The 18,729-nt window shown below is 57.6% G+C and carries 16 protein-coding genes and 2 pseudogenes; 8 read left to right on the forward strand and 10 right to left on the reverse strand.

Annotation, left to right across the window (positions count from 1 at the left end; translation table 11 throughout):
* Window positions 1-202 precede the first annotated feature (202 nt).
* Both D3D02_RS14290 and D3D02_RS20965 read left to right on the forward strand, forming a co-directional pair.
* Window positions 203-1,348: a Fic family protein gene (locus D3D02_RS14290; protein WP_121570672.1), complete on the forward strand. Its 1,146-nt coding sequence runs from the start codon at window positions 203-205 to the stop codon at window positions 1,346-1,348.
* A gap of 107 nt (window positions 1,349-1,455) precedes the next feature.
* Entirely contained in the window at window positions 1,456-1,980 is a 525-nt protein-coding gene (locus D3D02_RS20965; protein WP_199723109.1) for a hypothetical protein, read from the forward strand.
* 159 nt (window positions 1,981-2,139) lie between these two features.
* On the opposite strand, the gene D3D02_RS14300 is transcribed toward D3D02_RS20965, so the two are convergent.
* Window positions 2,140-3,699 carry a PAS domain-containing sensor histidine kinase gene (locus D3D02_RS14300; protein ID WP_158599374.1) on the reverse strand — a complete coding sequence of 520 codons (1,560 nt, stop codon included), beginning with the start codon at window positions 3,697-3,699 and terminating at the stop codon, window positions 2,140-2,142.
* Between the two features lie 1,055 nt (window positions 3,700-4,754).
* Window positions 4,755-5,168 carry a cupin domain-containing protein gene (locus tag D3D02_RS14305; RefSeq protein WP_121570674.1) on the reverse strand — a complete coding sequence of 138 codons (414 nt, stop codon included), beginning with the start codon at window positions 5,166-5,168 and terminating at the stop codon, window positions 4,755-4,757.
* A 209-nt stretch (window positions 5,169-5,377) separates the two neighbouring features.
* Between D3D02_RS14305 and D3D02_RS14310 the strand changes: the two genes are divergently transcribed.
* The 3 genes from D3D02_RS14310 (at window position 5,378) to D3D02_RS14320 (ending at window position 9,189) form a co-directional block, all read left to right on the forward strand.
* Complete coding sequence (locus tag D3D02_RS14310) at window positions 5,378-6,211, forward strand: phosphoenolpyruvate hydrolase family protein (RefSeq protein ID WP_121570675.1); 834 nt, start codon at window positions 5,378-5,380, stop codon at window positions 6,209-6,211.
* 1 nt (window position 6,212) lies between these two features.
* Window positions 6,213-7,439 carry a Tm-1-like ATP-binding domain-containing protein gene (locus D3D02_RS14315; protein ID WP_121570676.1) on the forward strand — a complete coding sequence of 409 codons (1,227 nt, stop codon included), beginning with the start codon at window positions 6,213-6,215 and terminating at the stop codon, window positions 7,437-7,439.
* 511 nt (window positions 7,440-7,950) lie between these two features.
* Window positions 7,951-9,189 (forward strand): RNA-guided endonuclease TnpB family protein, encoded by a 1,239-nt coding sequence (locus D3D02_RS14320; protein ID WP_121570677.1) that lies wholly within the window; start codon window positions 7,951-7,953, stop codon window positions 9,187-9,189.
* A 216-nt stretch (window positions 9,190-9,405) separates the two neighbouring features.
* Here the strand turns inward: D3D02_RS14320 and D3D02_RS21205 are convergent, their stop codons facing one another.
* From D3D02_RS21205 to D3D02_RS14335, 3 genes and pseudogenes are all read right to left on the reverse strand, one after another.
* A complete protein-coding gene (locus tag D3D02_RS21205) occupies window positions 9,406-9,903 on the reverse strand; it encodes a PGF-pre-PGF domain-containing protein (protein WP_233560667.1) in 498 nt (165 codons plus the stop codon).
* Window positions 9,904-10,080: 177 nt separating this feature from the next.
* Window positions 10,081-10,680 (reverse strand): annotated as a pseudogene (locus D3D02_RS21640) (PGF-pre-PGF domain-containing protein); the annotation flags it as partial.
* 378 nt (window positions 10,681-11,058) lie between these two features.
* A pseudogene (locus tag D3D02_RS14335) lies at window positions 11,059-11,385 on the reverse strand (zinc ribbon domain-containing protein); the annotation flags it as partial.
* 176 nt (window positions 11,386-11,561) lie between these two features.
* Between D3D02_RS14335 and D3D02_RS14340 the strand changes: the two are divergent.
* The 3 genes from D3D02_RS14340 to D3D02_RS14350 are packed head-to-tail and all read left to right on the forward strand — an operon-like array spanning window position 11,562 to window position 14,459.
* On the forward strand, window positions 11,562-12,656 hold the full coding sequence (locus D3D02_RS14340) for a metal ABC transporter substrate-binding protein (RefSeq protein ID WP_121570680.1): 1,095 nt from the start codon (window positions 11,562-11,564) through the stop codon (window positions 12,654-12,656).
* A 7-nt stretch (window positions 12,657-12,663) separates the two neighbouring features.
* On the forward strand, window positions 12,664-13,452 hold the full coding sequence (locus D3D02_RS14345; protein ID WP_121570681.1) for a metal ABC transporter ATP-binding protein: 789 nt from the start codon (window positions 12,664-12,666) through the stop codon (window positions 13,450-13,452).
* Window positions 13,449-14,459, forward strand: a complete 1,011-nt coding sequence (locus D3D02_RS14350; protein WP_121570682.1) for a metal ABC transporter permease — start codon at window positions 13,449-13,451, stop codon at window positions 14,457-14,459. Before D3D02_RS14345 ends, D3D02_RS14350 begins: the two co-directional genes overlap by 4 nt.
* Before the next feature lie 759 nt (window positions 14,460-15,218).
* Here the strand turns inward: D3D02_RS14350 and D3D02_RS14360 are convergent.
* The 5 genes from D3D02_RS14360 to D3D02_RS14385 all read right to left on the reverse strand — a co-directional run bounded on the left by D3D02_RS14360 (window position 15,219) and on the right by D3D02_RS14385 (window position 18,597).
* On the reverse strand, window positions 15,219-15,563 hold the full coding sequence (locus D3D02_RS14360; protein WP_121570684.1) for a hypothetical protein: 345 nt from the start codon (window positions 15,561-15,563) through the stop codon (window positions 15,219-15,221).
* Between the two features lie 428 nt (window positions 15,564-15,991).
* Entirely contained in the window at window positions 15,992-16,237 is a 246-nt protein-coding gene (locus D3D02_RS14370; protein WP_233560668.1) for a transcriptional regulator, read from the reverse strand.
* A gap of 358 nt (window positions 16,238-16,595) precedes the next feature.
* Complete coding sequence (locus D3D02_RS14375; protein WP_121570687.1) at window positions 16,596-16,907, reverse strand: hypothetical protein; 312 nt, start codon at window positions 16,905-16,907, stop codon at window positions 16,596-16,598.
* Between the two features lies 1 nt (window position 16,908).
* Window positions 16,909-17,280, reverse strand: a complete 372-nt coding sequence (locus tag D3D02_RS14380) for a winged helix-turn-helix domain-containing protein (RefSeq protein ID WP_121570688.1) — start codon at window positions 17,278-17,280, stop codon at window positions 16,909-16,911.
* Between the two features lie 138 nt (window positions 17,281-17,418).
* Window positions 17,419-18,597 carry a sigma-E factor regulatory protein RseB domain-containing protein gene (locus D3D02_RS14385; RefSeq protein WP_121570689.1) on the reverse strand — a complete coding sequence of 393 codons (1,179 nt, stop codon included), beginning with the start codon at window positions 18,595-18,597 and terminating at the stop codon, window positions 17,419-17,421.
* Window positions 18,598-18,729 lie beyond the last annotated feature (132 nt).

Genomic DNA, 18,729 nt, shown 5'->3' on the forward strand with positions numbered 1-18,729 from the left:
GCAGCGCTACCGTGACACAGTAGCCCCTGAAATCCACGGCCTTAGTATATACATTTATATACTTACTATACAGAGAAGTCGTACCGGTGTTCGCACGTATACTATTCGCGCTTGATCTTCCACGATAGGTCTTACACAGCCCCTACGTATACCCACTATAAAAACAACTATACCAACAGAGACAGATAGTGGTATCACCGAGATGCCCACGAAAGAGCTTCCGGATAGCGCACCGGGAAAATACGTCCCCTATCATCCGAATCCGTACTATTCACCGGAGCCGCTCCCAGTAGAGCCGAAGCTCGAACTCTCCGACCAGACACACAACCTGGTGGCCGATGCAGCGTATCAAATCGGTCGTGTCGATGGTATTAGCTCGACAGTCGACTTCTCCACAGTTCTCTACACCTCTCTCATCCGTATCGAGGCCGTTGAGTCAGCACGTATCGAAGGCGCAGACGTCGCGTATCAAGACGTTGAAGCGTACCACACAAAGCACTCTTCAGGCGACACTGACACGACAATCGAGAAAGACCTGAAAGAGGCCCTCAATTACGAGACGGCACTCACGTACGGCCTCAAGAAAGTCGAGAGCGGAGCGTCGATAACGCTCTCGCTGATCAAAGAACTCCATTCGATGCTGCTTGAGGAGGTTCGAAACGAGGGAAACGTCGTCGGTGACTTCCGCGACCATATGGTACATCTCACGAGCCCACAGCCAGGACAACGTCCGTTCGTCCCACCGACTCCGGAGGGACTCACTGCACTTATGCACTCACTTGAGTCGTACATTCAAATGGGTGGGCAGTACCATCCGCTCGTCGACGCCGCTATCATCCACTATTTCTTTGAGACAGTACACCCCTTCTCGGATGGGAATGGTCGACTCGGTCGATTACTCATCATTCTGTATTTGGCGAGCGAAGGGTACCTCGAAAGTCCATACATCTACCCGAGCGCGTACTTCAATCGGCACAAAGTCGAGTACGTCGAGCGGATGCGTGCGGTGAGTGAGGACGGTGCGTGGGACGAATGGCTCAGGTTCTTCCTCGAAGGACTCCGAAGTCAAGCCGAGACGTCGTACGACCGGACGCACCGACTCCGTGATCTCCAAGAGCGCTATGAGAAAGAGTACCCAGGAAGCACGAATACGGACAGATTCGCCCGGCAGCTACTCCAGTATCCGTACTTTACGGCACCTGACCTCGTGGAGTATCTCGACGTCTCCCGGCGGACTGCCTACAAGGTCGTCGACGACCTCGAATCAGATGGCCTCATCGAGGAAGTGACTGGGAAAGAACGTGGGAAGGAGTACAAAGCGGTCGAGGTATTCGACATTCTGGAGTAGGCGGCAGTGCCTTGGTTTCAACTGAGGCGGTACGGAGTCCCCTTCCTCAACAGTAGTTGCCGAAGTGCCTGAAAGACAGTTTTCTCCGACGACATCCTATGTAGAATATGGTCATTACTACCGAGGCACGGCAGGTCTGCCGTGCCGTAGGTTCGCTACTGTATCCCGCTCTGGAGTTCGGAACGAAGCCTAACGGCACCTATCCGAGTGAGGACTTTTCCAGAGTCCTCACTCGGAGCGCATTCCACCGTGAGTTCACTAACACCAGTGCTAGACATCTCCAGTTGGCTCGGGGCGAAGAGGTGGATCTCGAAGACCGAAGTCCGCTCTCGAAGTCGCTGCTGTACCATCTTGGTGAGATGGATGCGGATGCCATCGACGACCAGTTCGATGGCATCCGCGGGCAGTTCCTCGCCCAAGCACGGAAGGCACGACGATTCCCATCAACCGCAGAGGTTGCGCTCGATCTTCACGAATGGCTCTACTACGGCTCCAAGCAGACACCGATGGTTTCGCGGATCAACCCAGATCGTGGAACGAATCTCGCCTACGTGTTCGTCACATTGTGTGTTGTTTCCCCGTCAGTTCGTTTCACACTCGCGACCGAGCACGTTGCTCGAACGGATACGTAGTCTCTGATTACATTCGCCTGCGTCCATCCGTCCGTTTCTGGACGGTCTGGACAAAACGGTGAAGCGTCGGGGCTTGTCCCCGAGGTACTTCACTACTACGATATTGGTGAACTTACGCCGCCAGTCACCTCCAGTAAGTAAGCTGAGGTCTCTCGTTTGTTACTCCCTCGTCGATCGTTCCAGTTCTATCGTCACGATGCTCCCTTGCGGATCGTTCTCTTCGAACGACAGGTGGCCGTTCGACCGCGTGACGATCCAGTACACGAACCACAGACCGAGCCCGGTCCCGTGAGACAGCGACCCGATTTCGGCCTCCCCCAGCAGTGTCTCGCGCTCTACAGCGGGGATACCCGGACCAGTATCGGCGACCTGGATCCGAACTGTGTCGGTGTGGCCTTCGACTCGCAGCGTGACCGCTGGATGCGCTTGCTCCGCGTGCACAGCAGCGTTCTCGAGTAACTCTCCCACTGCTCGTTCGACGCCCGGCATCGCGACGACAGCCGTCTCCTCGGGACAGTCTATCTCGACAGTCACGTGTGCCTCAGGATACTCCTGTCGGAACTGCTGCACCTGCGTCCGGAGGCGGTCGACGAGCGAGATCGGACGCGGGGACTCCGACGTCCCGATGAGATCGAGAATGTCGCGGTATGTCTCGGCGAGTGACAACATCTCTTCGCTGGTCTGTTCGATCTGTGCCGCATCCGCTGCAGTCTTCCCAGTGGCGGCCGATTGGATGGCCCGCGCCTTCCCGAGGACCACGTTCATATCGTTTCGCAGATTATGTCGCAGAACTCGAGAGAGTACTTTGAGCTGCCGTTCTCGCTCTTTGAGCGGCGTGATATCCGTCTGAATAGCGACGAACTCTTCGACGGTGCCGGACTCGTCGGTAGTCGGTGCGATCGTCTGATGGGCGTGATAGAGCGCGCCGCTCTTGGTCTCGTTGAGTATGTTCTCGTCCCACACGTCACCCGCTAGAATCGTCTCCCACAAGTCAGCGAAGTAGTCATCAGACATCTGTCCGGAGTCGAGCAACTTCGGCGTCTCACCGAGTGCCTCCCCGGGCGCGTAACCGGTTACCTCCTCGAATGCGGGATTGACGTACTCGATCGTGCCGTCGTGATCGGTAATGTAGATCGCGTGCCCGGCCGTGTCGATCGCGCGGCGGAAACGCCTGAGATTCTGTTCGCGATCTTTCCGTTCGGTCACGTCGCGTGCCGTGACCAGGACGAGATCTGACTCCTCGGTCGGATGCTGGAGTGGGGCCGTCCGCGCTTCGTACCACGCGGGCTGTTCGTCGGGCCGCTCGACAGGGTACTCGATGCGCTCGCTGTCGCCTGTTCGGTACGTCGTCTCGGCCACCTCTTGGATCGCAGTCGCTGCCTCGTCAGACAGGAGCTCGTCGATCGGACGGTCTACGGGGGCTGCCGCCTCCTCATCCGGGAACGTTTCAGTCCCCGCGAGTATCTCGCGACACTGACCAGCCTCGTCGACGAGGAAAATCGTGTCTGGTGATCCCTCGAGGACGGCTTGGAGACGGTTTTGATTTGCGCGGAGTTCGTCGTTGATCGTTTGCATCCGGTCTTTGAGGGCTGCTTCTTGGCGGACATACTGCAGCAGATAGAGAACGAGTACAACTGTGAGTATGCTGACAATGAATCCCGGCACCTCGCGGAGCCCCGGTGGTGCACCTACCACTGTAAGGGCCTGCCGAATCGCCATCAGAGAGAGCAGTCCGGTGAAGAATACGAACCGTCGGTCACCGACTTGGCGTAACAGAAACAGTGAGAGAACGACTCCCAACACGCGTAACAGGAGCGACAGTAGAAGTGGTAGATTCGCATCAAACATCTCCTGAACGCTATACGCTTCTGACACAGGTGATAAAAAGCCGGTGTCTCCTTCGAGTCCCCTGTCGGCTGGGAGTACTACCGCTGCGGAGCGTATCATAGAACCCATCTCATAGTTTCTCACAGCCGGGATCGTTTCCTCGTTCGTAGTTGGTGATTACAATGACGGCCCGTAGGCAGAGCGCAACCAACACTTCTGTCCGTGGTAGCAGTGGGAGAGTGTCATAGAAGTCCTCGAACATCTACACGGGAATCACTCAAGACATAGGAGCTACCGAACGGCCCACTCAACAGGAAAAGTGTCGGTGAATAGGGGTCGACGGCGCCTCTCAAGTGAATTATAGCAGCGTTTGCAGCCTATCGCACGATAGCCGGTGAATTCACACGGATACTGCTGGTGCCCGTTTCGTTTTCAATCCTCACTCCCTCTGGATCGATGCGGAGTGTCTGAGGTATCCCGTCACTCGCCTCATTCACCACCCACCCGTCTTTCCGTGACTGTTACCCCTCTGGTGTGAGTTCTCGTCAACTGTTGGTAGTTGCACAACCAGCGTACAGCACTCTTCGTTTGCAGCCCGTTGTAAGATAGCCGTGTCACGCGGTTCAGGAGTTGGTGTGGGTGACCGCTCCGTGGAGGAACTTGTAGGTATCTTGCTCGAGGCAGGTGGAGGCCGTTGATAGGGGCGTACCCGACCGTGCGGAGTGGCTCGTTGAGGCTGCTCACCCGGGTGCCGTGCTCACGGCGCCGCCCACTGATGCGAAATAATTGAGCTTTCTCCAGAGAGGTCCTGTTCGATCGATCTGAAGGCACCTAGATTGAGCGAGGGGTTCTTCCAGTCACTATTCCGGAACATCCACAGTTATGAGTTAATCTACACGACCGACATATAGCTGATAAGCCGACGGAAAAACTAGCTCGGCGACGGCTCAGTCGTTTCGGGTGGGAATCTCACCGGCCGGCACAATTTCACATTCGGGTAGGTCGGCCAGCACGTCTTCGGGGCCTGGCGGGGCGTACACCGCAAGCAGTTGCAGCGTCTCCCAGCCGGTGTTTGTGGTTCCGTGCTCGACGCCCGCCGGAATGTAGATCATCTCGCCGGGACCAACCTCCTTCGTTTCATCGGCGACGGTCTGCTCGCCTTCGCCGCTGATGAAGTAGAGAATCTCGTCGCTGTCGGGGTGAGTGTGGATATCGTGACCCTTGCCGGGTTCGAGGTTTACCACGCCGGCACTGAGTCGTTCCGATCCGTTCACGTCTGGGGTCGCCATCCACTTCAGGGTCCCCCAGTCGAACAACTGTGTCGAGACGTCTCCGCTACTGATGAAGTTCTCTTCTGGCATTACTACGAAATGCTATGTGTTGCCAGTGAAGTATAATTGTACCGACGATTACGGGCCTGATCCGAATTTTTGACCAGTGTGAGTCTAGTTACGAGTGACAAGTAACGAGACTTATTAGTTAGGATCATAATTCATACTATCGAGATAACTTAATTTTGCCTTTTCACCACAATATTGAATATCTGCCCGTCGGTTGGTATCAATTGGCTATGAAGTTCACACGTGAGGAGTCGCTCACACGACTCGAAGCAACGGTATCGAGTGGCGAACCGATCATCGGTGCGGGGGCGGGGACGGGCATCTCTGCGAAGTTTGCCGAGCGCGGCGGTGTCGACTTGCTCATCATCTACAACAGCGGCCGTTACCGGATGAACGGTCGCGGATCGCTGGCCGGCCTCCTCCCCTACGGTGACGCCAACGAGATCGTCGTCGATATGGGCCACGAGGTCATCCCGGTCGTCGAGGATACACCCGTTCTGGCGGGCGTCAATGGGACAGATCCATTCCGCGAGATGGACGTGTTCATCGAGGACCTCAAGCGCCGAGGCTTCTCGGGCGTCCAGAACTTCCCGACAGTCGGCCTCATCGACGAAGACAGCCAGTTCCGCCAGAACATCGAGGAGACGGGGATGGGCTACGACAAGGAGGTCGATATGATCCAGGAGGCCGCCGAGCAGGATATGCTGACCTGTCCGTACGTCTTCAGCGAGGAGCAGGCCCGCGAGATGGCCGAAGCGGGCGCGGACGTCATCGTCTCGCATATGGGTCTGACCACTTCCGGCGACATCGGCGCAGAGACAGCGCTCGATCTTGAAACGGCCGCCGAGCGCGTGCAGGCCCACCACGATGCCGCCAAAGACGTCAACGACGACGTGATGGTTATCTGCCACGGCGGCCCGATTGCCTGGCCTGACGACGCCGAGTACGTCCTCAACAACACCGAGGGTGTGGTCGGTTTCTTCGGCGCGTCCAGTCTCGAACGCCTCCCCACCGAAGAGGCTATCCAGAACCAGGCCCGCGAGTTCAAAGAGATCGAGTTCTAGTATGGCCGTCGTTATCATCGGCACGCTGGACACAAAGAGCGAGGAACTCGGCTTCGCCCGCGACGTGATCAAAGCGCAGGGCGTCGACGTTCACATCGTCGACGTCGGCGTGATGGGAGATCCCGCATTCGAGCCGGACACGTCAGCGAGCGAGGTGGCCGAAGCCGCCGGCACGACGCTGGATCACCTCCGGGACAATGCAGACCGCGGCGAAGCGATGGAAGCAATGGGCGACGGTGCAGCTGCTGTCGCCGAACGACTCCACGATGAGGGCGTCCTCGACGGCGTCCTCGGCCTAGGCGGGTCGGGTAACACCTCCATCGCGACGACAGCTATGCGGGCGCTGCCCGTTGGCGTGCCCAAAGTGATGGTCTCGACGATGGCTTCGGGCGACACCGAACCCTACGTCGGGTCCCGCGACATCGCGATGATGTACTCGGTCGCCGACATCGAGGGACTGAACCAACTATCCCGACAGGTCATCGCCAACGCCGCACTGGGGGTCGTCGGGATGGTTGCCAACGAACCGGACGTTGAGGTCGAGGACCGACCGACCATCGGAATGACGATGTTCGGCGTCACGACGCCCTGCGTCCAGACGGCCCGCAAGATGCTCGAATCGAAGGGCTACGAGACCATCGTCTTCCACGCAACTGGAACCGGTGGCAAGGCGATGGAGTCGCTGATTGAGGAGGGCATCATCGACGGCGTGCTGGACGTCACCACCACGGAGTGGGCCGACGAACTTGTCGGCGGTGTTCTCAGTGCCGGCCCTGAGCGACTCGATGCCGCGGGCAAGGCGGGCATCCCGCAGGTGGTCTCGACCGGAGCACTCGATATGGTGAACTTCGGGCCGCGTGAGTCCGTACCCAAGGAGTTCGAGGGGCGGCAGTTCCACGTCCACAACCCGCAGGTGACACTTATGCGGACGACGCCCGAGGAAAACGCCGAACTCGGCGAGATCATCGCCGACAAACTCAACGCTGCGACCGGTCCGACCGCGCTCGTCCTGCCGATGGCGGGCATTTCGATGATCGACGTCAAGGGCGAGGACTTCTACGATCCCGAAGCCGACGCGGCGCTGTTCGACGCCCTGCGCGAGAACCTCGACTCGGACGTCGAACTCGTCGAGATGGACACCGACATCAACGACGAGGCATTCGCGGAGATGCTCGTGGAGACACTGGATGCGTATATGCGCGCGGCGGGTCTCGGTCCTGAGGCGTGAGATCGGCCTGTACGGCCGCGATCACGTCTGAATCGGTCACTATCGATAGCTCCACGACGAAGACTTCGGATTCGGGCTCGTTGTCGGTATCGTTTCGTTCTTCAGCTGAGACGGACACGTCTGGCGTCTTCTTGTCGCCGTGTCGGACAGCGCTTACAACAGGTTGCGACGCACCGAGGTGGCTATCTCGTCGGTTCGGGCGCTTGTAATCGGTCGTGAGCCCTCGGTGGCGACGATCGCTTCGACTGTCAGAGACTGGATCCCGTCCCCCACCTCTGATCACACGCACCAGACGAGCGAGCGCTGTCGATCAGGGTAGCAAGGACCAACGGCTGAAGAGTGTCGCCCTAGCTATCGAGTTGATCCTCATAATGACTGCAAGGCGGAAACCTGCGACTGTAGGCGCGGGAGGAAGCCGACAACACTGACACCATCCACGCTCGATGGCAGGACGACTCCCCTACGCCACTCCAAATTCATATAAATACTCTCTTCTACATATGAAGTACAGATGGTGGAAGACTCACGCACTCGAACCGTTCCCATCAAGCTCGATGTGGACGAGAGTGCCGCTAACCTCCTCCACCAGACAACCGACCACTTCCTTGACTCCGCTAACTACGTCGTAAACGTAGCGTGGGAACCAGACTGGAAAATCACCAGCAAGCAAAAGCTCCACGACCTCACGTACTACGATGTTCGAGACGACTCACCGCTCCCAGCCAATCTCGTGCAAGCCGCACGAAACCGCGCCGCAGAAGCCGTCAAAGGCTGTGTCGAACGTTGGAAGGAAGGCAAGAAAGCTTCGAAGCCACACTTCACGTCACGGTTCGCCAGCTACGACGCCCGAACCGTCACCGTCAACGACGACCACGCCACACTCGCCACCATCGACGGGCGAGTAACCGCAGAGTTCGTCCTCCCAGACAAACAGCGTGACACGCCGCACTCAGCGTACCTGTTCAACGAGGACTACGACGTGAAAGGAGCTACGCTTCACTACGACAAGGTTGAGGACTGCTTCTACCTTCACGTGCGGACAAAGCCCGCCGTGGAGAACGATGATGCCGATTCAGGCGATGCCAAGCACGTTTCCGTCCTTGGTGTTGACCTCGGCATCACAAACATCGCAACCACCTCAACTGGACGCTTCTGGAGCGGTGGCGAACTCAACCACTGGCATCGAGAATACGAGACGCGTCGAGGCGACCTCCAACAGACCGGGACTCGGTGGGCGCACGAGAACGTCCAGCGAGTCGGTCAAAATCAAACCGGGCGGTTCGAGCAAATGCTTCACATCATCTCGAACGAACTCGTAGAGGAAGCTCTCGAAAACGACTGTACGCATATCGTGTTTGAGCAACTCAAAGGCATCCGCGAACGCTTGCCGTACGCGAAGGCGGTTCACAAGTGGGCGTTCCACCGGTTGTTCGAGTACGTCACGTACAAAGCCGAGTCTGAAGGGCTTGTCGTGAAGCAGATTAATCCGGCGCACACGAGTCAGCGGTGTTCGAAGTGTGGGTTCACTCACGAGGATAATCGTCCACAGAACAATGGGCAGGACGAGTTTGAGTGTTTGAAGTGTGGGTATGATGTTCACGCGGATTATAATGCGGCGAAGAATATCGGTTTGAAGTATCTCCGCGACCAGCAAAAGTCTGGGCGTGGAGGCGCACCCGTAGGCATGCGCTTGAACAGCGGGATGATGAACGTGAATGGCGAGTATTCGCCTACTGTGTTACACAGTTAGAACGGGAGTCCACGCTGAATGCCACGCTCTTCAGGGCGTGGTAGCTTACTACGGCTGAAAACTGAGGAGCGACCATATCTATCGAAATAACGACCGCCGCAATCGAACGGGGGTCACCGAACGATCGTCACCCGTCGGTAGCGCGGAGGCCCCACCCTCAAGGAGCGAGCGGGTCCATAGACCCCGGGCGAAGTAGAGTAGGGTGGGTAAGGTAGTTTACCGCAGCCACACACGACCGAGGAACACTATGAGGGCAAAGACAGTGATCCCGACACTGAAGCCTGGAGTGCCGGTCGACGTGGTTTCGGTCTCTGGTGGCTCAGACGTTTCCGTTGCTGTCACGGCCGAGGTGTCCACCGTCGCTGCAACGGCGAACTCAGAGAGGCCTGGCGACTCAGCCCGGTACCTCACGTGCGTGGCGTTTTGTGTCTGTATCTGCGTTCGAAGTCTGGTCCACGTTTGATTTTGTGTTGTGTACCGGTACAGCGCGACTTGATCAGCCGAGACGTTCCGCTCGCGGAGTCGCGTGCGATTGAGCAGAAACGTCAGCGAGGCGTTCGTGACGTTCTCGTTCGAGAACTGGTGCGTGATATTGAAATAGCCGAATGGTGCTGGACCAGTGAAGCGTCGAACACCGGCGCTCGCGTTCTGAGCCGTGCGGAGGGTGAATTGGTAGTCGCCACGTTGGTTTGTTCTGAGGGCCATCTCTTGCATCTGGATACCGACGTCAGGGGACTCGGCCCGGTACCGGAACCGTACGCGAATCGTCTGGTTTGCTCCGACGTTTTCGACCTGCACCGAGTGACTTCCGTTGGGATTTGGACCGACCGAGACATTGGGACCATGTGGACTCATCCCCCGACCATCTGCCATCGCTGGAGCGACAGCAAACTCAGAGAGGCCAGGTGACTCCGCACGATAGGCTATGTGTGTGGCATTTCGGTCAGTGATGCGAGTTCGGAGCCGGTCCCAGGTCTGGTTTTGAGCGTCGTACCGGTGGAGGGCAACTTGATCTGCCGAGACATTCCGCTCGCGAAGTCGCGTGCGATTGAGTGTGAAGGTCAATGAAGCGTTCGTGACGTTTTCGTTCGGGAACCGGTGCGTGATGTTAAAGTAGCCAAACGGTGTCGGACCGGCGAACCGCGGAACACCAGCACTTACGTTCCGCGACGTGCGGAGAGTGAACCGGTAATCACCGCTTCGATTGGTTCTGACGGCCATTTCGCGCATCTGAAGGCCACTGTCAGGTGAAGCAGCTCGATACCGGAACTGCACACGAATTGTCTGATTGGCTCCGACGTTCTCAACCCGCATTGAATGGCTGCCGTCCGGATTCGGGCCGACAGAGACTTGTGGGCCGCTCGGTCCCCCGTCACGTCCATTCTCTTGACTCCCTTGCGCGGCGGTGGTGGTCGCAAGCATACCGGGAGTGGCGCTAGCGAACACAACAACGAACGCCGTTAGGAGTACTATGGCTGAACTCCGTTTCATTAGAATTTACATTTAATATTTAGTAATTTAGATGGTAACTGTTCCGACGGAGACAAGTAAATGGCAGACACAGAGGCTCTTATCGCCATCAGGAGCCCTTCTCGCACACTCGAATTGGATACTCGAATCCCAAAGGACAAACGTCGCTCTCCCCTACAAACAGTTATGAGTGAGTCAAAAGATACGGACGCGGGGCCACAAATATCAGTTGCAGTCGTTGATAAGACACACGCGAACGAGATTCCGGACAATATTGACTCTGAACTATATACGACGACCAGACCAGAGTCATCGTTGGTAGAGTTTTCGGTTGACCCAGACAGTGAACTGGCAGAGGCACTCAGGCGGAACGGATTCGACGTGTAAATTGCCTCGGGGTCAAGTCCCGAGGCTTACTGCTTTGATGACGCGCTTTGCAGACACCTGAGTGGTGTCTGTAGGGAGCGCAGTCTCCACAGGCGTTGACGAGAGTAGAGCTCTCGTCCGCACATCAGAACCGCGTCGCGATTCTGAGGACGTCGATTCGGGCTATCTCAGCCCTAACTCAGAAAAGCTGCGTTGAAGCACATTCATCGCCGCATTCGCATCACGGTCACACTCAAACCCACAACTCGGACAGGAGTTTTCCCTGATCCAGATAGGCTTCGCCGTCTCCACACCGCACGATGCACACTCTTTTGTCGTCCATTCGGGTTCAATTGAGATCGCTTTGAGAACAGATTCGAGGCTATAGTTGTGGAATCTGTTTTCCTCACGACACCAACAATATTGCTAGCAGCAGGGTTTCGACGCGAGTTCCGACGACCACAAAATTAGATCCATCTAATCTCTATTTTTGATGCGAACTACTATATATTTTGCCGCACACCGACTAGCCGACAATGAATGACACGGGACAGTCGCAACCGAAGTACAGCGTCTCACGCAGAAGAGCCATTACTGGGGGTACAGGACTTCTCGCCGCTAGCCTCGCCGGATGTACGGGGAGTCCCAGTAGCACCGGTGCCGAACCTACGAACGGCTCAGGGACCGATGGCGCGAATGGCGACGGCCCTGCCGTCGCAGTTGCGTCCTTTTTCAGTTTCTACGACTTTGCTCGGAATATCGTCGACGAGACGCCCATCCAAGTGAACAATCTCGTTCCGACCGGATTGCACGGTCACGGGTGGGAGCCGAACGCGAGCGTCACGAAAGACATCATCGAAGCGGATGCGTTTCTCCACGTTGGTCCAGAATTCCAGCCGTGGGCCGACCGTGCGATTCAGACGCTCAAAGACGACGACGTCGACACGCAATTGATCAACGTCCGCGAGGGCGTCGAACTGGTCGATCTCGCGGCGACTCTGGACCCCGAGGAGGAAGGCGTCGGGAAGCAACAGGGTAAAGATCCGCACTTCTGGCTTGATCCCGACCGGGCGAAGAAATCGGTCGACAACATCGCCGATGGATTCGCTAGACTCGCTCCCGACCAGGAACGGTCGCTCCAGGCGAACGCCGAGACGTACAAATCCGACGTCCTCGAACAAATTGATCAGGACTACCAGTCCATCTTCGACGCGGCAGACCGAGATGTGGTGCAACTGGCGGCGCACAACGCCTTCCAGTACATCGGCGTCACGTACGACGTACAGATGGTTCCACTTGTGACGAACCTCGCAGCCAGTGGCGACGTCAAGCCCTCGGACATCGCTGATGCGAAGGAAGTCATCAAGGAGAACGATATCCAGTACATCGCCAACGGTGTCTTCGAGTCGCGGAAGCCAGCGAAGCAACTACTCGATGAAACACAGGTAGAGGGGTACCTTCCTGTTACCCCGTACGCGGGGGTCCGAGAGGACTGGGTCGAGAACAACTGGGGGTACAAGGAAATCGCCTACAACATCAATATGCCCACGTTCGAGGTTGTGCTCGGCAACAAACAGCCCGAGGAAGCCGGTCCCGATGGCTGGGCAGACGAGTGGATGAACTTCGAGTGAACCTCTAATGCGCACACAAACCTCTGCGAGCCCCACGAGTTCGGGAACGGCAAGCAGCACCGAGTCGGCCATCGAACTATCCGATGTCGACTTCGGATACACCTCTTCCCCGGTGGTCGAGGAGATCTCGCTTCGGATCGACCCCGGCGAGTACGTTGCGGTCGTAGGTCCGAACGGGTCGGGGAAATCGACGCTGATGCAGTTGATGTTAGGGTTGCTCCGACCGGACGAGGGAGTTGCTCGGCTCTTTGGCGAACCCTCACATCAGTTCGACGACGGCGAGCGGATCGGCTACGTCGCCCAGCATGCCAGCGCCTCGAAAGAGATGCCGATCACCGTCCGCGAAGTCGTAAAGATGGGTCGGTTCCCGCATATCGGCTTTGGTCGCCTCTCCAGTGAGGACTGGGATATCGTAGATCGGGCGCTTGATACGGTCGGTATGGCGGCGTTTTCCAATCGTCGTGTGACACAGTTGTCGGGCGGTCAGCGCCAGCGGGCATTCATCGCCCGTGCGCTCGCCAGCGAGGCCGACCTGCTCGTCCTCGACGAGCCGACTGTCGGGGTCGATATGGAATCAGTTGAGGCGTTCTACAATCTCTTGGATTCACTGAACAGCAACGGTATCACGGTCCTGCTCATCGAACACGACTTGGGCGCAGTTACCGAACACGCCGACCGTGTCATCTGTCTCAACCGGGAGATATACTTCGATGGATCAGCCAACGAGTTCGTCGAGAGTGACGCCCTGGCTCGCGCATTTGGCACCACAGCGAATCTGCTGGGTGGGTCTCGATGACTTCCCTATCTGTTGTTCCGCTTCAAGCGGGGCTGTTGGACGGTGTGTTCGGTCCAATTTATTGGTTCCTGAATTACTGGTCGGAGGTTATGTCGTGGGTTGCCGGCCAGACAGGCCTCGAAATACTCCAGTACGGCTTTATGCACCGGGCAATCTTGGTCGGTCTCTGTATCGGGGTAATGGCACCCCTGATCGGGACGTTCCTCGTTCACCGGCAGCTGGCGCTGATCGGTGACGCACTCGCCCACACTGGCTTTGCTGGTGTCGCCGTGGGATTATTCCTCAACGCGGTCCTCGACCTCGGTGTCTCGCCATATCTGACTGCAGTCGTCGTTTCGATGATCGCGGCCCTGTTCATCGAACTCATTTCGGAGGCGACAGACGCTTACAATGACGTTTCGATGGCAATTGTGCTCTCGACGGGCTTCGCGTTGGGGACGGTCCTGATCAGCATCAACGCCGGTGGGCTCGCCGTCGGCGTGAATCAGTTCCTCTTCGGGAACCTTGCGACGGTCTCGCAGGACAGTGCAGCCATACTTCTGTTGTTATTCGTCATTATCATCAGCGTGGTCGGACTGACGCGCAACCAACTACTGTACGTCACCTTCGACGAGACGGCAGCAGCTGTGTCTGGCCTCTCGGTCAGTTGGTACAACCGCATTATGGTGTTGCTGACAGCGATGGTCGTGGTCGGCGCAATGCAGATTATGGGGGTCATCCTCGTGGCCGCGATGCTCGTCGTGCCTGTCGCTGGCGCGTCACAGGTCTCTCGGAGCTTCAACGAATCGATACTCGTGTCGGTCGTCCTCGCCGAACTGGCCGTCGTCCTCGGCATCGGTGTCTCCTACTATGCCGAGGCGACTGCTGGGGGCGTGATCGTCCTGCTCGCAGTCGCGATCTACGTGGCCGCCGTCGTGCTCGGAAAACTACAGGCGGCCACCGGTGAGGGGGATTCCCCTGAGATGGGCAGCATCGACGTACGCGACACCAGACCGAGTGACGACTGACGATCTTCCACAACGAACCTGTGCAATGGCTCGCGAACTACCCGCTCGAAACAGGGCTGCGGCATCCAAGAGAACACACAACACAGGTGGGTTCCTCCGTGCAGTACTCTGCATCTGGAGTCCCGACGACTTACCACCCTTGAGAACAAAGCCGCATTCAGAAGTTCAGTATGGACTCTAGAGAACCTGGCCCTCCTCGAGGAGAGGAGCCTCCTGGCACGCCGCCAGTACCCTGTGCTGCTTGCGAGGCGGCACTGCAGTCGCCGGAACAGCAGTACCTCTCGTTTTTGTTGCTCGATCAGTTCACGATCCCTGTCGCCGGGTGCGAGGAGCATCTGGAACAGTTCGCAACCACGTGTGGGTATACGACGGACGACACTGTAGAGCTCATTGCCCATCGACCTGCAGGGGGGATCAGCTGCCCGAGTTGTCATCTTGCGCCTTATAATCTACACCACCCCGTTATTCCGGTCGGCACCGGCGCCGTGAGCGTCCTCGCTTGTCCAGAACACCAATCCGAGATCATCAATCGTTTCCAAGCCGGACTCGACACACAACAGCAACTCACGACGTCGCTTCAGACTTCGGAGATGAGATAGTTTCTGGGGGACCACAAGTGGATGCTACTCCGTTGGTTGTGGGCCAGAGAACGACGCAAGACAGCACAAGGTCGTGTGACGACGGCTATCCTGCGCCGGCAGCATTTTGTGTGCGGATGCCAGTTGGATATAGAATTTTGGCTTGATTTAAAAAAGTCTTTCACGTCATTTGTGGCGTGGCATATCGAGTGCCCGCGACGTAGAAGCCACCGACAATTACGCTAATCAACAGTCCGGTCGCGATACTCACGGTTACCCACTCGTAGGGCGAGATAGCGATTGGTCTCGGCTTGAGGAGTTGGAAGTACGTGTACTGTAGTTGGTCTTCATAGACGTAAGGGACGAGAAACCCACCGAAGCAACTGGTCCCGAAGCCGGTTGCCAGCAGTAGACGCCTGGCTGAGGAGAATCCACGTCTGCCAGTATCGTAGCACACAGCCCCAAAGACGAGTAGAGCGACGAATAGGCCAGCGACGCTCAAGATAGCGAGGTACAAGCCGGTCATACACGTGAACTCCTCAAACGACAGCAGTAAGACTGCTGTCCTTGACGCCCTATGCTATTTTCGCGAGGCATAGGCTGAATCAACAATCAGAACGGTGTGCCATTTGACGACTCCATTCTCCGTCTTACGTGGCCAGTCTGTGGAGAGATAGTGCTAACAGCGCTACGAGTACTCCTATCGCAACGATTCGCAATACGCTCGCTACGTATCGTCGACCGTTGGGAAGCATTTCAGCAATCCCGGATATGCCCGAAGCTGCGCCGAGGACAAGTATGGCGGCTAAGCCACTAGAATGAAGCAGTTCATAATATGCGTACATAGTGAAGAACGCAAGTGAGCTGACAAGCTGTATTCGAGCCACTTCCCACCCACTTGGCTCGGAGAATAGCTCCAGAAGCTGGATGCCTCGCATACCTATACGGAGTGATTCAGGGCTCGAACCGGATGACGAGCTGGTCGACTGCCAATCCATACACAGTCATCTTTCTGCCCTTTTCAGAATACCACGTATCGACGGGCTCGACGAATTCCGCCTCACAGAGCTGGTCAATGTGGTAACGGACGTTCTGGAGCGACGTCCCCGCATCGTCCGCAATCGCAGAGACGGGCTTCGGGCCGTCTCGAAGCGTCCGAAGGATCTGCTGGGCTGTCTCTGAGGCGATAGCTGAAAGCACTGCTCCTGAGCCCGTCCCGTCGACGACAACCTCAGTCCGAGCTCTGCAGGAATGCTCGACCGATTTTCGGGTCGGCAATAAGCTCGCCATTAGGCTAGCAGTGTCGGGGGCCCGGCGTTCGGATCCTGCCGGATCGGATGGGTCTGATCAACGTCGCCGGTTGCAGGGACGTGTTTCCCCGCGACAACGCGCGCGGTACACCTCCCGCAGTTCCTCTGTCTCTCATTTCAACTCACGTTTGGGGACTCGGATATATCAGATGGCAGGCGGAGTTTCTCAGCCTGAAATTCCCCCAGTGAGAGGAGCAATACCAGCTGCAACGTGCGAGCGAGAAGCAAACACGGGAGGAGCCACAAGCTCAAGCGCGTGAGTGAAGCGAGTATGCGATGAGCAAGACACCGAGAAACTGCAGACTCCGCGTTACGAGTGTCAACGGCTGCTGGTACTGGAGGCCAAGGTAGCCTTCACGAAGGAGTAGTGATCCGAGGAAGGCGATGCTGAATGCGGCCGTCGTCAACAAGAGGAGGCCCAACGAGAGCGCTTGCATCGCTCGGCTATCGTGACGTCGGTAGCCCCGATACGCCTGGTAGCCGACGTAGCCACCAAGGAGTGTCGATGCAAACGCCAGCGCGACGATCAGCCACTCGACGAGAGCTGAGGCCGCCAGCATATCAGAGATTCTCCCACATCTTTGCGAAGCGATCAGCAGTATCGTCTTCGTGCTGTCCAGGGAATGTTTCGGGGTCGGCTCGCGTTACGGCAGCCTCGAAGTCACCGTCATCCAGCGATACCGACACCTCGTCGAGTGTGGCGGCGTACACGCTGTAGTGATTACCATCGGATTGGAGTTCCGTCCGTTCTTCGAGGAACTCCTGTTTTTTGAGCCGTTCGATCCGCCGGTAGACGGTGGGCTTGGACATTTCACACTGCTCGGCGAGTTGCTGTGCAGACATTGGCTTGACACTCGTTGCGGAGAGGATCTCCCGGGCGTACTCGTCACTGAGAACATCCAGAAGGGCACCGAGGTCCGGGTCCTCACTCACGTGTTGACAGCACGACGACCGCCTGTATAAAAACCCCCACAGATTTCTGACCCAGAGAATCCGTGTGGAAACGGAAGAGAGCGCACAGATTTTGCCGGTTGACTGGGAACAGAGCCCTACTGTGTACTGAGAGCTATCTCAGGACGTCGGACACCCAACCGAGCGAGCGACAGTGATCAGCTGATCCGTCTCGACACCAGTCCCACGGACGGTGTATCGATACTGATCACACGTCCACGACAGCGAGGTCGTCGGCCCACGGTCGAGCGTTGCAGGCCGACCGCCGATCGTCAGATCACGTTCGCCCGGATCGGGGGCATACGTGAAATTGTACTTCGCTATCGTGAGTTGACTGCCCTCGGTCGCGTACCGAAGACCGACGCCGTGCACCCGGCCGGTGGTTCGAGTGGTGTACGTTACGCGGAACGGCGATGGGACCGTTGGGTCGGGGACCGCGATCGAACTTTCTGCCTTGAGACGGTCGACACTACGGAACCACTCGGTGTTAGGTGTCTGTAGCCGCTCGACCGAGGTGTCAGCTCCGAAATCCGGTTGGAACGTGTCTGCAGACACCTGCGCGTCGAACGTGATGTTCGTATAGCTGGTCGTGACCGATCGCTGGACGCCATCGGTGCGCCAGACCGTCTGGGTGCGGAGCGGATAGAATCGCTCCGAATCGAGCCAGATCCGCTGTCGGTACGCCGTCTCGCTCCGATTTGTCGCAGGGGACAGTTCCACCACGAACGTGTCTCGGCCGTCGATCGAGTCTCGTTCGATATACTGGACGCGGTAGCCGTCGGCGGCTGGCGCGGCTTGTAGACTACTGCGACGCGGTACCGTGGGAAGTGGGGCGACGTCGGGTTGCTGTGGGCGGCCTGCTGCATCAGTCAGCCCGGCCGCTGCGACGATCGCCTGCAGGCGGGCAGCCCTCCCTGTGGTCGGCGGACCGGTGAGGTTGATGACTGTGACGCGCTCCCGATCGCTGTCGTAGAGCCAGAGCACCGAGCCGTTTGAGATACGCCGTTCGTTTCGGTGAGGCCCAGTCTCGCGGAACTGGACGCGCTTGCGGTCCGTCCCCGGAACGAGGGTCACATCCGCGACAGTGCGTGTGGTGGAGTCGTTCTGCGCAACAACGACAGAACGAGTTGCACTGACACTCTCGACCGATTGATACCGTTCGCTCACGTTCGCGGTGACCTGCGGTTCACTGTCAGTGACCGCCACTCCAGACGCCCACAGTCCTGAGGAGAGTACAGCAGCAAACAGCAGGAGGGCGATGAGTGTGCGTCGGCTCACTGGGAGGGCATCGGTGCTCATAGGGTACTAGTCGTACAACTACGTGCTGTGACCGGCAGTGATTAAGTCTTGCCGGTCAGCTACGGCCGGGAAAACAGTCACGAATCAGATATTTGGGCCGTAGTGCGGTAGAAATCATCCAGTGTGCTACAA

The sequence above is a fragment of the Halobellus sp. Atlit-38R genome, from assembly GCF_003665925.1.
In the GTDB taxonomy this organism is placed as follows: domain Archaea; phylum Halobacteriota; class Halobacteria; order Halobacteriales; family Haloferacaceae; genus Haloquadratum; species Haloquadratum inordinatus.

Excerpts from the sequence above, each read along its gene's own strand:
- D3D02_RS14300 (WP_158599374.1), bottom strand. The coding sequence starts at position 3,699 with ATGGCGATTCGGCAGGCCCTTACAGTGGTAGGTGCACCACCGGGGCTC.
- D3D02_RS14305 (WP_121570674.1), bottom strand. The coding sequence starts at position 5,168 with ATGCCAGAAGAGAACTTCATCAGTAGCGGAGACGTCTCGACACAGTTG.
- D3D02_RS14350 (WP_121570682.1), top strand. The coding sequence starts at position 13,449 with ATGACTTCCCTATCTGTTGTTCCGCTTCAAGCGGGGCTGTTGGACGGT.
- D3D02_RS14385 (WP_121570689.1), bottom strand. The coding sequence starts at position 18,597 with ATGAGCACCGATGCCCTCCCAGTGAGCCGACGCACACTCATCGCCCTC.
- D3D02_RS21205 (WP_233560667.1), bottom strand. The coding sequence starts at position 9,903 with ATGCAAGAGATGGCCCTCAGAACAAACCAACGTGGCGACTACCAATTC.
- D3D02_RS14320 (WP_121570677.1), top strand. The coding sequence starts at position 7,951 with ATGGTGGAAGACTCACGCACTCGAACCGTTCCCATCAAGCTCGATGTG.
- D3D02_RS14360 (WP_121570684.1), bottom strand. The coding sequence starts at position 15,563 with ATGACCGGCTTGTACCTCGCTATCTTGAGCGTCGCTGGCCTATTCGTC.
- D3D02_RS14310 (WP_121570675.1), top strand. The coding sequence starts at position 5,378 with ATGAAGTTCACACGTGAGGAGTCGCTCACACGACTCGAAGCAACGGTA.
- D3D02_RS14375 (WP_121570687.1), bottom strand. The coding sequence starts at position 16,907 with ATGCTGGCGGCCTCAGCTCTCGTCGAGTGGCTGATCGTCGCGCTGGCG.
- D3D02_RS14345 (WP_121570681.1), top strand. The coding sequence starts at position 12,664 with ATGCGCACACAAACCTCTGCGAGCCCCACGAGTTCGGGAACGGCAAGC.
- D3D02_RS14315 (WP_121570676.1), top strand. The coding sequence starts at position 6,213 with ATGGCCGTCGTTATCATCGGCACGCTGGACACAAAGAGCGAGGAACTC.
- D3D02_RS20965 (WP_199723109.1), top strand. The coding sequence starts at position 1,456 with ATGGTCATTACTACCGAGGCACGGCAGGTCTGCCGTGCCGTAGGTTCG.
- D3D02_RS14290 (WP_121570672.1), top strand. The coding sequence starts at position 203 with ATGCCCACGAAAGAGCTTCCGGATAGCGCACCGGGAAAATACGTCCCC.
- D3D02_RS14340 (WP_121570680.1), top strand. The coding sequence starts at position 11,562 with ATGAATGACACGGGACAGTCGCAACCGAAGTACAGCGTCTCACGCAGA.